18 protein-coding genes and 1 pseudogene are annotated in these 14,453 nt (G+C 43.1%); 16 read left to right on the plus strand and 3 right to left on the minus strand.

The annotated features are described in order from the left end of the window. The first annotated feature begins 7 nt into the window (after positions 1-7). From pntB to R7E29_RS04035, 7 genes are all read left to right on the plus strand, one after another. On the plus strand, positions 8-1,384 hold the full coding sequence (pntB, locus tag R7E29_RS04005; protein WP_005376248.1) for a Re/Si-specific NAD(P)(+) transhydrogenase subunit beta: 1,377 nt from the start codon (positions 8-10) through the stop codon (positions 1,382-1,384). A gap of 155 nt (positions 1,385-1,539) precedes the next feature. Continuing rightward, positions 1,540-2,994: a sensor histidine kinase VxrA gene (gene vxrA / locus R7E29_RS04010; RefSeq protein ID WP_025767766.1), complete on the plus strand. Its 1,455-nt coding sequence runs from the start codon at positions 1,540-1,542 to the stop codon at positions 2,992-2,994. Further along, complete coding sequence (gene vxrB / locus R7E29_RS04015) at positions 2,969-3,631, plus strand: response regulator transcription factor VxrB (RefSeq protein ID WP_005376251.1); 663 nt, start codon at positions 2,969-2,971, stop codon at positions 3,629-3,631. The genes vxrA and vxrB overlap by 26 nt, the downstream gene beginning before the upstream one ends. A gap of 6 nt (positions 3,632-3,637) precedes the next feature. After that, the gene (locus tag R7E29_RS04020) at positions 3,638-4,519 is read left to right on the plus strand and encodes a DUF2861 family protein (RefSeq protein WP_053303637.1); all 882 of its coding nucleotides are present in this window, start codon (positions 3,638-3,640) and stop codon (positions 4,517-4,519) included. Between the two features lie 60 nt (positions 4,520-4,579). Next, positions 4,580-5,701 carry a conjugal transfer protein TraF gene (locus tag R7E29_RS04025; RefSeq protein WP_053349901.1) on the plus strand — a complete coding sequence of 374 codons (1,122 nt, stop codon included), beginning with the start codon at positions 4,580-4,582 and terminating at the stop codon, positions 5,699-5,701. Positions 5,702-5,742: 41 nt separating this feature from the next. Further along, entirely contained in the window at positions 5,743-5,904 is a 162-nt protein-coding gene (locus R7E29_RS04030) for a YoaH family protein (RefSeq protein WP_005376257.1), read from the plus strand. Between the two features lie 874 nt (positions 5,905-6,778). After that, positions 6,779-7,168, plus strand: coding sequence for a universal stress protein (locus tag R7E29_RS04035; protein WP_017634770.1), 390 nt, complete (start codon positions 6,779-6,781; stop codon positions 7,166-7,168). Between the two features lie 90 nt (positions 7,169-7,258). Here R7E29_RS04035 and R7E29_RS04040 read toward each other — a convergent pair whose 3' ends face one another. Then, positions 7,259-7,471 (minus strand): hypothetical protein, encoded by a 213-nt coding sequence (locus tag R7E29_RS04040; protein WP_005376260.1) that lies wholly within the window; start codon positions 7,469-7,471, stop codon positions 7,259-7,261. Positions 7,472-7,766: 295 nt separating this feature from the next. Further along, positions 7,767-8,606: a LysR family transcriptional regulator gene (locus tag R7E29_RS04045; RefSeq protein WP_054576202.1), complete on the minus strand. Its 840-nt coding sequence runs from the start codon at positions 8,604-8,606 to the stop codon at positions 7,767-7,769. An 81-nt stretch (positions 8,607-8,687) separates the two neighbouring features. On the opposite strand from R7E29_RS04045, the gene R7E29_RS04050 reads away from it, so the two are divergent. Further along, entirely contained in the window at positions 8,688-8,933 is a 246-nt protein-coding gene (locus tag R7E29_RS04050) for a hypothetical protein (RefSeq protein ID WP_230856624.1), read from the plus strand. Between the two features lie 578 nt (positions 8,934-9,511). Here R7E29_RS04050 and R7E29_RS04055 read toward each other — a convergent pair. Further along, the gene (locus R7E29_RS04055) at positions 9,512-9,775 is read right to left on the minus strand and encodes a helix-turn-helix domain-containing protein (RefSeq protein WP_005390085.1); all 264 of its coding nucleotides are present in this window, start codon (positions 9,773-9,775) and stop codon (positions 9,512-9,514) included. Positions 9,776-9,922: 147 nt separating this feature from the next. Between R7E29_RS04055 and R7E29_RS04060 the strand changes: the two genes are divergently transcribed. The 8 genes and pseudogenes from R7E29_RS04060 to R7E29_RS04095 form a co-directional block, all read left to right on the plus strand. Then, positions 9,923-10,114: a hypothetical protein gene (locus tag R7E29_RS04060; protein ID WP_005455288.1), complete on the plus strand. Its 192-nt coding sequence runs from the start codon at positions 9,923-9,925 to the stop codon at positions 10,112-10,114. Then, positions 10,111-10,407 carry a hypothetical protein gene (locus R7E29_RS04065; protein WP_005479376.1) on the plus strand — a complete coding sequence of 99 codons (297 nt, stop codon included), beginning with the start codon at positions 10,111-10,113 and terminating at the stop codon, positions 10,405-10,407. The genes R7E29_RS04060 and R7E29_RS04065 overlap by 4 nt, the downstream gene beginning before the upstream one ends. A 12-nt stretch (positions 10,408-10,419) precedes the next feature. Continuing rightward, a complete protein-coding gene (locus R7E29_RS04070; protein WP_054575984.1) occupies positions 10,420-12,237 on the plus strand; it encodes a replication endonuclease in 1,818 nt (605 codons plus the stop codon). Between the two features lie 17 nt (positions 12,238-12,254). Continuing rightward, the gene (locus R7E29_RS04075; RefSeq protein WP_169628958.1) at positions 12,255-12,449 is read left to right on the plus strand and encodes a hypothetical protein; all 195 of its coding nucleotides are present in this window, start codon (positions 12,255-12,257) and stop codon (positions 12,447-12,449) included. 3 nt (positions 12,450-12,452) lie between these two features. Next, a complete protein-coding gene (locus R7E29_RS04080; protein ID WP_005457413.1) occupies positions 12,453-12,764 on the plus strand; it encodes a hypothetical protein in 312 nt (103 codons plus the stop codon). Next, positions 12,757-13,290 carry a hypothetical protein gene (locus tag R7E29_RS04085; protein ID WP_318082411.1) on the plus strand — a complete coding sequence of 178 codons (534 nt, stop codon included), beginning with the start codon at positions 12,757-12,759 and terminating at the stop codon, positions 13,288-13,290. Before R7E29_RS04080 ends, R7E29_RS04085 begins: the two co-directional genes overlap by 8 nt. Beyond that, a complete protein-coding gene (locus R7E29_RS04090; protein ID WP_029826997.1) occupies positions 13,280-13,735 on the plus strand; it encodes a hypothetical protein in 456 nt (151 codons plus the stop codon). Before R7E29_RS04085 ends, R7E29_RS04090 begins: the two co-directional genes overlap by 11 nt. Beyond that, positions 13,707-14,453: pseudogene (locus R7E29_RS04095) on the plus strand (hypothetical protein); the annotation flags it as partial. The gene R7E29_RS04090 and the pseudogene R7E29_RS04095, both read left to right, overlap by 29 nt.

The following is a 14,453-nucleotide window of genomic DNA, read 5'->3' on the forward strand; positions in this document are numbered from 1 at the left end:
AGTCACAATGTCTGCAGGATTAGTACAAGCAGCTTACATTGTTGCTGCATTATTTTTCATCATGAGTTTGGCGGGACTTTCAAAGCAAGAGTCTGCTCGTAATGGTAACTACTACGGTATCGCTGGTATGACGATCGCGCTGATAGCGACGATCTTTAGCCCAGATGCGCAAGGTTTTGGTTGGATCATTATCGCGATGGCGATAGGTGGTGCGATCGGTATTTTCTATGCGAAGAAAGTAGAAATGACCGAGATGCCAGAACTGGTTGCGATTCTACACAGCTTTGTAGGTTTAGCTGCGGTTTTAGTTGGCTACAACAGTTACCTAGATGCGCCAGAAGCAGCAACACATGCTGAGCATGTTATCCACCTTGTAGAAGTATTCTTGGGTGTGTTCATCGGTGCCGTAACTTTCACCGGTTCAATTGTCGCATTTGGTAAGCTGCGTGGTGTGATTTCTTCGTCGCCACTTAACCTGCCTCATAAGCACAAAATGAACCTCGCAGCGGTTGTTATTTCTACGCTTCTTATGATCTACTTCGTAAAAGCAGATGGCAGCATGTTCGCTCTTATTGTGATGACTTTGATCGCGTTCGCATTCGGCTACCATTTAGTCGCTTCAATCGGTGGTGCTGATATGCCAGTTGTTGTCTCTATGTTGAACTCATACTCAGGTTGGGCAGCAGCGGCAGCAGGTTTCATGCTCGCAAATGATCTATTGATTGTAACAGGTGCTTTGGTAGGTTCATCAGGTGCGATTCTTTCTTACATCATGTGTAAAGCAATGAACCGTTCGTTTATCAGTGTTATTGCCGGTGGTTTTGGTCAAGAGATAGTGATTTCAGGTGACGAAGAGCAGGGCGAATATCGTGAAACAACGGCTGAAGAAGTTGCAGAGATGTTGAAGAACTCAAAATCAGTAATCATCACTCCAGGATATGGCATGGCAGTAGCTCAGGCACAATACCCTGTTCATGAAATTACTGATGTACTTCGTTCACAAGGTATTGAAGTTCGCTTTGGGATTCACCCAGTAGCGGGTCGTCTACCGGGGCATATGAATGTGTTACTCGCTGAAGCAAAAGTACCGTATGATATCGTTCTTGAAATGGATGAAATCAATGATGACTTTGCAGAAACCGATACCGTATTGGTTATCGGTGCTAACGATACGGTCAACCCAGCCGCACTGGAAGATCCGAACAGCCCAATCGCTGGTATGCCCGTATTGGAGGTATGGAACGCGAAAAACGTAGTGGTATTCAAGCGCTCAATGAACACTGGTTACGCAGGAGTACAGAACCCACTGTTCTTCAAAGAAAATACATCAATGCTATTTGGTGATGCGAAAGAAAGTGTTGAGTCTATTTTTAAAGCACTTTAACCATTCTTGATTTAAAACTATACAGGGTCAGCAATCGCTGGCCCTTTTTTGTTCCGTTTCAATGTTATAGTAATGCAAATCCTTCTGTTAGCAGATGTCAATTGCTTGTAGATTGATGTATAGTTTTGGCTAATGTAACAAGTGACGGTAACAGTTTGATTAAAAAGTTTTTGCTCGGTTTTGCAACTGTATTGCCGCTTTTTTCGGCACCTGCATTTTCCGATTCACTACCAGAAAGAATAGATACGTTTACAGAGCTATTTAACTATGAAGTAGCTCTTAAGTCGTACGATATTCGTATTCTGCAATCAAATTATCCTACCAAGTTACTTGCGCCAGATTCGCTTCTGCCGCAAACGTCTGACTATCCGTTAAAAGATATCCAACAGCTTTACAGCTTGGCGAATACTTGTCGTGGCAAATTACCATTAAGTCCTTTAATTACTGAGCCTTTAGTATTTACAAGAGCGATTTGTAAAGGGACGCAGCTGACACCTCGTTGGTTCTCGCGTAGTGGTCTCATTCACCCTGGTGGTGGGACGTACGCGGCACGTTATGTGGATAAGTATCCAGAACTCAAACCCAAACTATCTCAGTACATGCATATAAAAGAGCGTGATAACGAGGAAGGGGATGAGTTGCTAGAAAGCTTGAAAAACATGGATGACGACGCCATTAATGCTTTGATTGCAGGCGCGAGCATGTTTATTGAAGGTAACGAACTTTGGCTAAGACGTGGTGACCGTTACTTTGTTTTCGAGAAAGATATCTGGCAAGAGAACGTAGCGAATGCGGGTCTGTCATACGCTCTAGCCTCTCAAAGCAAAAGTTGCTTTGTTAAACGAGGCAATATTTGTTGGGATGTAGAAGATCACTCGCAAGTTTTGCGGATCAGTATGATCATACTGGTAATCGCCAATATTCTTTTGGTGATTGGTTGGGCGGTGTACCGTTGGAATAGCAAGCGAGAAGAACTACGTAGTAGAATGCTCGTGTTGCAAATTTTAACGCATGAGCTCAGAACACCGATTGCATCTCTGTCACTAACGGTTGAAGGCTTTCGTCGAGAGTTCGAGCATTTGCCTGAAAGTGTGTATGACGAATTCCGCAGATTGTGTGAAGATACGCGCCGCCTGCGTCAATTGGCAGAAGCAAGTAAAGATTATTTGCAATCTGATAACCAAATGCTTGCAACAGACTGGGTACCATCCGTTGCAGATTGGTTAGAATTTAAGATCGAAGAAGAATTTGATAGTGCCGTGCTTTTTAACATCAATGAAGATGTGGCTGCTAAAGTTAATGTGTACTGGTTAGGAACTTGTATCGATAACTTGCTTCGTAATGCGCTTAAGTACGGTGTCGCACCGGTTGAATTGGATGTCTCAACTAGTGAAGAAAAAATAGTATTCCAAGTCCGAGATGCAGGAGGCCTAACGGCTAAAGATTGGGCAAATTTGAAGAAACCGTTCGTAAGTAAGAGCGGGTTAGGACTTGGATTAACAATCGTTGAATCTATGGTAGGCCGCATGGGCGGAAAAATGTCCTTAATGGGACCACCTACAACTTTTATATTGGAGATACCTTGTGAAACAGACACTGCTTCTCGTTGAGGACGATAAAAACTTGGCTGACGGCCTGTTAGTAAGCCTGGAACAAGCAGGATATGAGTGTTTACATGTGGAGCGTATTGCAGACGTAGAGCCACAATGGAAAAAAGCTGACTTGGTAATTCTCGATCGCCAACTCCCAGATGGTGACTCTGTACAATGTCTCCCAGAATGGAAACAGATTAAAGACGTACCAGTTATCTTGTTAACGGCACTTGTTACCGTAAAAGATAAAGTTGCAGGCCTTGATTCCGGCGCGAACGACTACTTAACAAAGCCTTTTGCTGAGGCGGAGCTTTTTGCGAGAATCCGTGCACAGCTACGAGCACCGGATTCAGCAGAACAAAGCAACGCTGATAAAGTGATTACAAAAGACTTAGAGATTGACCGCTCGACTCGTGAAGTGACTTATAAAGACGAGCTAATTACGCTTACTCGAACAGAGTTTGATTTGCTGCTATTTTTGGCGTCAAACTTAGGTCGCGTGTTTACTCGTGATGAGCTACTTGACCACGTTTGGGGTTACAATCACTTCCCGACAACACGTACGGTTGATACACATGTACTACAGCTTCGTCAAAAACTGCCAGGACTGGAAATTGAAACACTTCGTGGTGTTGGCTACAAGATGAAAGCATAAGTCGTAATGAAAATACTACTCCCTGTAGTTCTCTCATTAGCGTTAGTGAAACCAGTCCATGCAATGGACTGGTTTCAAACTAACACGCCTTTAACACAGGCACATCAACACTTACTTGAAGATGATCTTGCGGGTATGTTCAACTCTCTTGTTGAACTCTGGCAAACGGAACCAAGTAAAGATTTGACTCCTCACCTTAATGATCTTCTTGGTCAGTCACTATCTAAAAACTGTGGCAAGGCTCTCACTGGTGTAACGCTGCCTGATTGGATAAGTGGTGTGAACGTTATTCGTCAGACTATTCAAAGCCCTGGGCGAGATACATTTAGATTGGTAATCAAGCTAAGAGCTACAACTGACATCGAAAATATTTCATTTAATCGATGGGTGGATGATTCTATATCCGCGGACAGTTCATTCAGCTATGAACAACAGCCGAACGGGACAGAACTTGCCAACGAGCGTAGTTACTCGAAACGCTATAACTTAACCGGTAAGCTTGAAGCTGGTTTATATCACTTAACCGTTGTTTCTACTGATAAACAAGAGTATCGAACTTGGGTAATACTTGGAGATTCAAACTCTTCTCAATATGTTCGTTGGACATCTAAAGAGAATTGGAAAGTAGAAAAGAGCGCACTTCGTAATCCCCATTGTCCATTACCGCAACTTGAAGTCGGTTTGTATGACTACATTGATGGCCAGTACGAGCAAATGTGGAAAAAGACTTACGAGTCTAACTATCCAAATTCATTGGAGCTAGCGGGTGTCCCAAACGATAGATACGTATTGGCGGTAAGTATCAATAGTCGCCGTTGGCAGGGCGATATAATTGTTGAGCAGGCTCAAACTATTAGCCGAACCTATGATCTTTCCCAGGAAGAATAGTTAAAGAAATACTACTTGTGCCGATAAAGGTTCAGGACGAACTAAAATCACAAGTGTAGTATGAAAAACAAATATAAAATTCTTGCCACTTCTGTTGCTACTATTCTTTTCGCTAATGCTGCCTCTGCTGCTACTTATGCGATAGAGGCTCGTAGTGATGCAATGGGTGGTGTTGGTACCGTATCAGCAACTTATCTAACTGCGCCTTTTTTCAACCCCGCTCTTACTGCGATTTATCGTCGAAATGACGATGCAGGCATGATCGTGCCAAGTTTTGGTGGCAGCTACGATGATCAATATGATCTAGTTGATGAGATCGAACGCATCAGCAAATTAACAGACGTCGATGAAATCAAAAAATCGATGGATGCTATCGATGGGAAAAAGACAGACTTTGATCTTGGTGGTGTCGTTGCCATTGGTATCCCCAACAAATTCTTATCTGCAACTGCATACGGTAAGCTATACACTGAATCATTCGTACAACCAAATGTTGATACCTCAGGTACTAATCCATTAGATGATAGCTATGTACAAGGTGTTTCTATTGGCGTGGCTGAAGCTGGTATTTCACTTGCTAAATACACTAATTTCATGAACCAACACCTTTCTTTTGGTGTTACTCCTAAACTTCAGCGTATATACACGTACTCATACGCCACGAGTTTTCAGAATTTTGATACTAAAGACTTACGTGAAAATGAGACCGCGGAAACGATGTTTAACTTAGACGCAGGCGCACTTTGGTTCTTTGGCCCATATCGTCTCGGTATTTCAGCGAAAAATTTGATCGGAAGAGACGTTAAAACAAAATCATTCCAATATGGCAGCGATACGATAAAATCATACGAATATAGCATGCGTCCTGTATACACCGTTGGGGCAGGGATTGTTGCCGATTACTTTACGATGAGTGTTGACTACGATCTTAACGAAGAAAAACGTTTTTCATCCTTTGATGATAATACGCAAATGATTCGAGCTGGTATTGAATTTGATATTTTGCGTCAAATGGCATTACGAGCAGGGTATATGAAGAACTTAGCTCGAAGTAAGGACGAAGGAACCATTACTGCTGGTATCGGGTTGTCTCCACTTAAGTTGTTCGAATTGGATATCGCAGCTCAGTACACAAACGAGAACGCTATGGGTGCATCCATTAATTTCCTTGCTACCTATTAATTGAATCGTTATAGTCAGCTCCTCAAAATGAGGAGCTTTTTATGTTTGACGATTTACCCCCTCTATCTCACCAAGAACAACAACAAGCTGTAGAGAGAATTCAAGAATTGATGGCGAAGGGCACAAGTACTGCAGAAGCTATCAAAATTGTTGCCGAACGGATTCGTTCTGAGTACGCAGAAAAACAACAGCAACAAAACTAATCAATTCATGGACAGGGCATACGCCCTGTTTTTTTGCCTTTCTATTTTCTATTCCTTTACACTCCCAAACACCACCCTGGTTACGCTGTAACTAAAATTTACTATACCTCTATGATTGTAATCTTGTGCAATTACCTTTAAAACTAAATAGCGGGTTAGTAAAATTTTACCTCATCATATTAACCTTGGCTTACACAGTGCAGGTAGTTAGGCATTTTTTAAAGAACTTATAAGTTAAACTCTATTATATCAATTGTTTACCTCGGTCTTTTAATCTGCCAACCATATTGGTCGCGATTGATCTTGTAATTTAATTACAAAGCCCAAGAGAGCTTCGTTCTCAGACAGAAGATTATGCTAAAAAAAGAAAAAAAGAGACACCGTAACTTATAACGATAATTAAACTAGAGTTATTAAATAAGCGATATAAGAACAGTAAGCACTCGCAGACATATGTAATAGATGAATCGAAATTCATCTTATTGAGCTGCTTTTTTAGCCGAAATACGTCTCCTGGATTTGAGCGGAGCGTTACATATTGAATATGCTTAATCTAAAGTAGTTTTACTAAACTAGGCGACGTTGAAGTGGGTAATATGAATCCTCAAGAGTAGTAGAAATCAAGAGCAGTAACGCGCATTACAACGTAACGTTTCCTGGCATCCTTCCTGTTAAATAGTCCGATAATTAGAGAAGAAATTGGAAAAACATCGTTGATCTTTGGATGAGAGGAAGCAACAAGGTTGTAATGAAAACTATTTGCCTGTTTTACACTAAACTCCTTTAACTATCATGTAGCAGTAGTTTTGATGTTGTGTTCGCTCTATGTGGACTAGACTTAATATGAGAACAAAAACTAACCTAGGGAGGAATGATGGGTTATAAGCACGTTTTGGTTGCTGTCGACTTATCTCAATCTAGCCAAGCCGTTATCGAAAAAGCAATAATGCAAGCAGATAACTCAAGCAGCAAACTCTCATTTGTTTACGTAGATGTTGATCGCATAGTCATGGAAGCGAAGGAAGAGCAAGAATTGGAAAGAAGGCTGCAAGAGCTCGCTGATAAATGCTTATATCCAGTAAACGAGACCATGGTAGTAATCGGCGATCTTCATATAAAACTATCGGGAATCGTCAAAAAAGAGGGGATAGACTTAGTTGTATGTGGTCATCATCACAACTTATTGAGTCGCTTTTTTTCATCGATACCAAAGGTTGTGAACGAGGTTGAAGCTGATTTATTAATCGTCTATTTAGACGAGTGATCGACAACTCTTGTTCGCACTCATCATTTTTTGTCACTAACAAGCCGAACGTTTATGTTCGGCTTGGTGTATCGGTGATAATAAAAGTTTTTAGCCAGGAATGATTGATGCCTCATGAGATAAAACAGATGCAGACTCCGCGTTTGACTGCAGATCAAAATGTACGTTAACTTGCACGCCTTCTCGCTCAAAAGTGACATCATCAAAATCGGTCATAGCGATTTTGAATCCATTTCTAGCAAAAAAGCCAGTCACCATAGTTCGCTGCTTAATTTCTAATGCAGACGCGAGTAGCTTATCCATGGCATTCTCCTTGGTTATTGTGGGGATATGGGTAGAAGATACACATAGATTGGTATGAAATCAATTTTATATAAAGTTGCTTTTGATGAAAATTTTAATGTAAGTCAATCTATCATTTACCCCACGTGATTTATTCCACGCAAAACCTTGATAACAAAGCGGAAGAGCATCCCACATTGTGATAGCAAGCATAAAGATGGGGGGTTAATAAATGCCGCTGAAATAATATGTTACAAAAATTAGCGTTAGGCCTAGTTGAGTAGACAACGCAAAATTCTAAATCTGAACAACCGCCCTAAAATGACTCACTCTTCAATACTTGTGATAACTCAGACCGAATAAAAGTAGATATCTCAGCTAGCTTTCTTGGCAAAGGGTTTTGATAAGGGTAGGCAATATACATGGAACGTTCTATATCAAAAGTTTGCGATATTCGGATGTTTTTGTCTATATAGTTACTTTTAACAAGATAGTTTGGAATGACACCAACCCCAACTCCCTCAGAAACAAAGTTTATTAAAATAGAGGTGTTATCAACTTCGATAACATCAGTATATTGATTTTTAATTGATTCCTTATTCGAATGATGTTTGTAGATTAATAGTGTTTTGTTGTTGGCATTACTTACCCTAGATATCAAAACATCACTATAATCACCAATTTTATGTGCAATAAGAGTGTCATCAATAACATTATTAAGCCTAATCGCTAAATCTACATTGCTTTCTAATAAATTTTCTACATTGTTACTTGACGATATTTCAAAATCAACTTTTGGATATCGTTCTTTTAAGTCTTTAAGAACAGAACCAAAAATAGAAGAGGCTATAGAGTTGGGCATTGTGATTTTAAACTTTCCATCAATGCATTCACTCAACGAGCTAGCTCTGTAATTTAACTCGTGCAAACTCTCTAACGTCTTGATAGCAAGCTCTCTAATGCTTTCGCCATGATCAGTTAAAACGAGTTTCCTTGTTGTTCTGTGGACGAGTGTTACGCCAAGTTGTTTTTCTAATGCAGCTAGCTGCCTGCTGACTTGAGCTTTCGACTTTCCAAGTTCTTTTGATGCCGATGTAAGAGAGAGGTGTTTACAAATGGCTGCAAAGCAGATCAACTCATTGTTCATCAATTCCATGATTGTTACCTTTTTGCAACTCTGAGTCACGTTGTCTTTTAACTGGTGGGAAAGTATAACTTGCATCATCGGAGGGGGACAATGATATTTAAAAGCCGCCATGAAATAATGGCAGACTACTATCTTAATAAAACCATATTGGATATTAAGTTAAACCAATATCCTGAAGAAATTAACTCAATCGGATTAAATATAGAAAATAAAGATTTAAAAATAAAGAATTTGTCTCGTGAAATTACTAAGTTGGATTCGGTTGATTTAATTGTTGATTGTGCATCATTGATAATGACTCATTACATATCGAAAAAAAGTAATAATAAAAGTTGAAATTGATTTTTTAAATTATAAAGTTAAACGTGTAAGGATATTAAAATATGAAGACTGCAATACAAAATTCGAAAAGATCTGTTTATCAGAAAGATACATTGTATAGAATAATAAATAATATTAGTACTTTGTATACCAAATCACTAGTAAAATTATTTGGTGAAGAGTTGAGAATCCATCATTGCAAACATAAGATTAATGTAAGAACCACTAACGAGTTGAGTGAACATATGAAGAAAGATCTAGGTATAGATTGAAAAGTAGAGAGTTTACATCTGTTAGATTCCTTGTTCCTATAAAGATAATCTAGTACTTACACGTTAGGGTTAAGCAAACGCGTATCCATGTTGACTCATATTGAATGAGCAAGATGCAAAACCAACGTGCATGGTGTCGGACGTAACCAAAGATACAGTTCAAGTGGTCGCTGTGGTGGAATCGAAGTTCATGGCCCATACAAGACAGCTGATGAAGCTTGCAAGGAAGCAAAAGCCAAATACGGTGTAACTAAACTGACTTCACCAATGCTAATCTTCTAACCCTTAAGTTCGCATTATATGTGAAAGGGTTAATATAGATTAGACAGGGGCGCCTGCTTGTAAGGCATTGATTAAGCGGGGATTATTGTACTTATCATCTATCAAACCGAACACCAAATTTTGATCATCTAGTTCCAGTAAGTCAGCGATTTTAAAGGCTATTTCCCAATCCATAGAACAGCTACCCGCGCGCCAGTGGGCTACGCGACTACGACCAACGCCAAGTTTCTGAGCTAGTTTGTAGTCTGAGCCCAGTTCGTACTTAGCTTTTACTCTGTCTAAAAGTATGTTTGTGTAGTTCATTTAGTAACTGTTTAAAAAAGAAACAAGATTGTTAAATTGTAGAGCATCTTACGTGCTATTTCAGTAGTTTAACTCGTTTGTACGTTTAAAATAATTCGTTTACGGTTGCCATGTTCAAAAAAGAGACAGCTTGCGGAGGCTATGAACATGGAACGTATAATCTCAAACCCAATTCACTTACCTTGCCCTGATATGGCAGGGTGTGCAAATCCAGACCCAATCAAAACGGCTAAATCACTGCGTAAAATCGCAGAGTTACGCGAGAAGTTCGCCGAGCAATTCCCTAAGAAGAAACAGACGTACATTCCTACACGTTTTCGTCAGGGGGTTGTAGCATGAATCTTAGTATCTGGAAATCGCGCCGCAATCAGCGCCAACTTGTTGCATCACAAGACAACGGAACTCATATCTACTTCGATAGTTTTGAGCTTGAAGCCGTTGAAGCCTCGCTTTGGCTCTACCAAGGAATGACGCTTGTCGCTTGCATCAAAGCACAAAACGACACGTTAGCCGATATTACGACTACCGCTAATCGCATGGCGACACTTGGCGCGCAAAACAACGGCCAACCACTACACGAAATCCGCAAGCAAGATGAAGCGCCCCAAGTGGGCGCGGATTCTTCCCTTTAATCAGGGGGATGCATGGACTTCGACACCAAAGCCATAGAAATCAAAATGGCGGGCAAGACGTTCGCCAATGATGCCATTCATCAAAGTGCCTTTTCACGCCGATTCTTCCCACGCTTACCCGCGATAGTTCGCAATGATGTGCGCCGTAAAGTAGAGGCGCGCACACAGCGCCAAAACGCCACACGTGAAAACGTGATTAAAACCGCCAAAGACGCGGTGAAATTTGGCTTGAAGTGCGCACACCATATCGAGAATCGTTACTCGTTTGTTGACAGTCGAAAGGGCGCGCATAGCGAGCCATTGACGCACAATATCTTGATGCGTGACGATGCGCTGACTAAGTTCGCGGAGAAGTACGCCGACCAATGCGCCGAGGTTTTATCAAGCCTAAATGCCGAGGGTTACGCCTCATTTGTTGAGGCGTTGGCCGCGGTTTATTCTGAGCAAAAAGCGTTACTTAAGACCATTCACATCAAGCCGCCGTACGTGAATTTCAAAGTGAAAGACGTTGAAGTGTTAGAGCAAATGCTAACAGCCGCGGTACTCAAAATGCAGTCGGAAAAGTGGGTCGAACGTCGTTTGCTGCGTCTGCGTGGTGACTACATCGAGTACGCACAAATCACCATGAGCCGTGTGGGTGACAAAGGCCATCAGAGCAAATACGTGTCAGAGATTTCCTTTAGTAACTGGAAGCGCAAGCAACGTGAATCCGAGAAATACATGAAGTCGATGAGCGTGTACAACGCGGAAACAGGCGAGCACTTTCCATTAGAGGAAGTGGCAAAGCGCACCATTGCTAACCCTGAGAACCGCCGTATTGAAATGATGGTTCGCTCACGTGGCTTTGAAGAACTGGCCGACGAACTGGAATACACCGCGCTTTTCATTACGTGGACACTGCCGAGCCGTTATCACCGCAATTCACCGAAGTGGGACGGTTCAAGCGTCAAAGACGGACACGCCGAGTTAATGCGCCAATGGTCACTTGCTCGCGCTAAGTTGGCAAAGTTAGAGATTGAATACTTTGGCTTTCGTGTGGCCGAGCCACACAAAGACGCAACCAGTCACGCGCACTATTTCTTGTTTTGCTCTCACAAAGACAAAGCCAACATCATTCGTATTCTCCGCGGTGAGGCGATTGCGCCAGACCGTGAGGAATTAGGCGACGACATCACGCCACGCTTTGACGTAAAAGAAGCCGACCCAAGCAAGGGCGGCGCAACGGCGTACATTGCCAAGTACGTCTCGAAGAACATCAACGGTAAACACATGCCAGACACCGAAGCAGAAGAAAGCGCATTTAAAGTGCGCGCTTGGGCGTCGGTACATCGCATTCGCCAATTTCAGCAATTTGGTGGTGAGCCTGTTTCCTTGTGGCGCAGTTTACGCCGAGCGACAGCCGAACAAACCCAGAAAGATGATCAGCTAGAAGAACTGAGACAAGCGGCAGACTCATCCAAATGGGCGCTGTTTTGTCAGTTAGCTAAGGGCGCTAAGTTGGCTTACAAAGAAAACAAAAACGACTACGGCGAACCAATCAAAAAAATCATTGGTTTTGAGTGGTGCGGTCAAGTCATCGAAACCGCTAGCGAGTGCTATTCGCTCGTTCAGACGAAAGACGTAAAGCGTCTTTTAAAAAGTCGCGGAGCGACGTCTTGGAGCACTGAAAATAACTGTAACTCCCCACTCATTACAGAGTTGAAGAAGCTCACCGGATGGAGCTTTGAGGGAGTGAAATGTCTATTAGAGCCGTTGGCGAATGGGGCGACGGTTTCCATCGACCAATATTGTTCAATCAAATTACAAAACAACACATTACGACTGATTTAACCCGTTTGGGATATTGCTTGCGACAACGATTTCAGCAACTAGGTAAGGACAACCCAATGAGCAACATCGACAAAATCACCCAAGAAATGGAAGCCGAAGTGAAGCGCAGCAAAGGCGGCGTGTTTTGGCGTCTCATGTTGGTCTGGATGAAGGAAGTCAACAAACAGATTCAGAACAAACCAAACACCGATGAAGAACTAGCCGAGGCTTAAACAATGGAAATGCTATCTCTTAAAGAATGTCAGCAAGCAATGGCCGCGCTCGATGCGGCCGACAAACTCAACGCCAGTGTGGAAAAGGAGTTGAGCCAATTTAAAAACATGGACACCAACGCGATTATCAAGCGCGCAAGCAAGATGCTCATGACGGGTAACTTTTCGCTTGAAGCGTTCGGGTTAAATCCGACGCTGTTCGACCAAATCGAGCAGCTTACCAAGCTCAACAACAAGGTGCGTGAAAAGTATCGTGGTTGTGTAAAAGGCAACATGCAGCAATTGGAAACAGTCGAGGCGGCCGCCGATGAGTAAACACCCAAACCCAATTCGCGGGCACGTATCGTGCCCCGTTTGTAGCTCGGCTTCTACCGTGCATCGAGTCGGTGAGGGCAAGCTCATTGCCGAGGGCGAACCCACCAAAAACGGGCGCAACTTAGGACTGCTGTATTACAAGTGTCCGAGCTGTGGCAACAGCCCAATGAGCAAGAGCATTAACGCTTTTGTAGAAACTAACATGGTTGACTCGGTTGAACAGTTAGAAGTGGGTGACGCTGTCATAATTGAGACTGAATCGCCAACGGTTGAACCAGTACCCGAAACAGTTGCAAGCACTGATACGCCTAGCGTTGAAGTAATTGAACAAGTGGAAGCGTCAAGCGTTGAAAGCGAATCTGAGCCAGTACCAACGCCCGTTAAAAAACCGCCGTTTCCGGTTAGAAAAGTCTTAGCGGGGATAGCCTTTGTCGCCTTGCTGATTTGGGCGATTCGTCAACTGATGCCAACCAAGAAACCAACCGAACCAGATACCGAACAAGGGGAACCAATCAATGCAGGATGAAATGGAAAACCAACCAGAGCTAGATGATTGGGGCGACTTTTCCGCGGTTATCAGTGGACTGGAACAAACCGAAGTCAGCGAGTTAACCGACTTACCAACCGAAGCGGCCAACGAGGACAACTACCAACCCGCGGGAGAAATGTTTGAGGGCGCGTTGTCGGTGCTGTTCACCATTGCCGAACAAGCGACGTCGATTATTTCCGGTGTGGATTTTGAGTTTGATGAAAAAGGCAAAGCGGCGGTGATTGATGCGGCGTTGCCCGTATTGGAAAAGCACAGTGATAGCGTGTCGTCGCTGTTTGGGGATTACATGCAAGAAGCCGTGCTCGGCTTGGCGGTGTTGTCTCTAGTCTACAGTGCCAAGAAAACCATGGCATACCAAAAAGAGCTATTAGCCATCGAGGAGGAAAAACAGCGTGAGCAAAAAGAAAAAGACGCCGCTTAAATTCCCCAATCCGGTCAACTCCAATCCGTCACACGATGCTGAACATGTCATCTACGTGGCGGGCACGGGCGGGGGTAAAACCTCCGCCGTTAAGCACTTAGGTTTGGTGCCAAAAGCCGCGCAAGCGGTTTTTTTTGACCCTTACCGCAACTACGCGGGGGCGAAATTCCGCGGCCAACAATGTCTTGAAACCAGTTCTCGCGTGGCGTTCGTCAAAGCGTTGGTGATGGCACGTAAACGCGGCAAGTCGTTCAAACTGGCGTATATCCCTAAAGATGGCGCGTGTAGTGAGGAACTCGAATTTTTTAGCGCGGCGGTGTGGGCGGTGGGTAATGGCGACGCCAAACAACTGCATGTGATCATCGAAGAGCTTGCAAGCTGCGTGGAGACGTCCGGCAAACTCAAAGGCAAGGCGGGCGAATTGTGGCGCGGTGGGCGTCAATATGGGCTTGTGCTGCATTCGATTTTCCAACGCGGGTAAGAAGTCCCCAAGACCGTGACTGAACAATCGCCTGTTTGGTGGATTGGTGCGGTGAACTCAATGGCCGATGCACGATGGCTCGCGGATAAAAAAGGCTTGTGCGTCGATACCTTGGCGGGGTTGAAATCAGCCAAGAACAACAAAGCCGCGATTGGTAAGTCGATTGCCGAATATCTATTGGTTCGGGATGGTATCGGCAACGTGGAAAAGTCCTCATTTAACTGTCTGACGGGCACC

The organism is Vibrio sp. Vb1729, assembly GCF_033338655.1.
Classification (GTDB): Bacteria; Pseudomonadota; Gammaproteobacteria; order Enterobacterales; family Vibrionaceae; genus Vibrio; species Vibrio alginolyticus.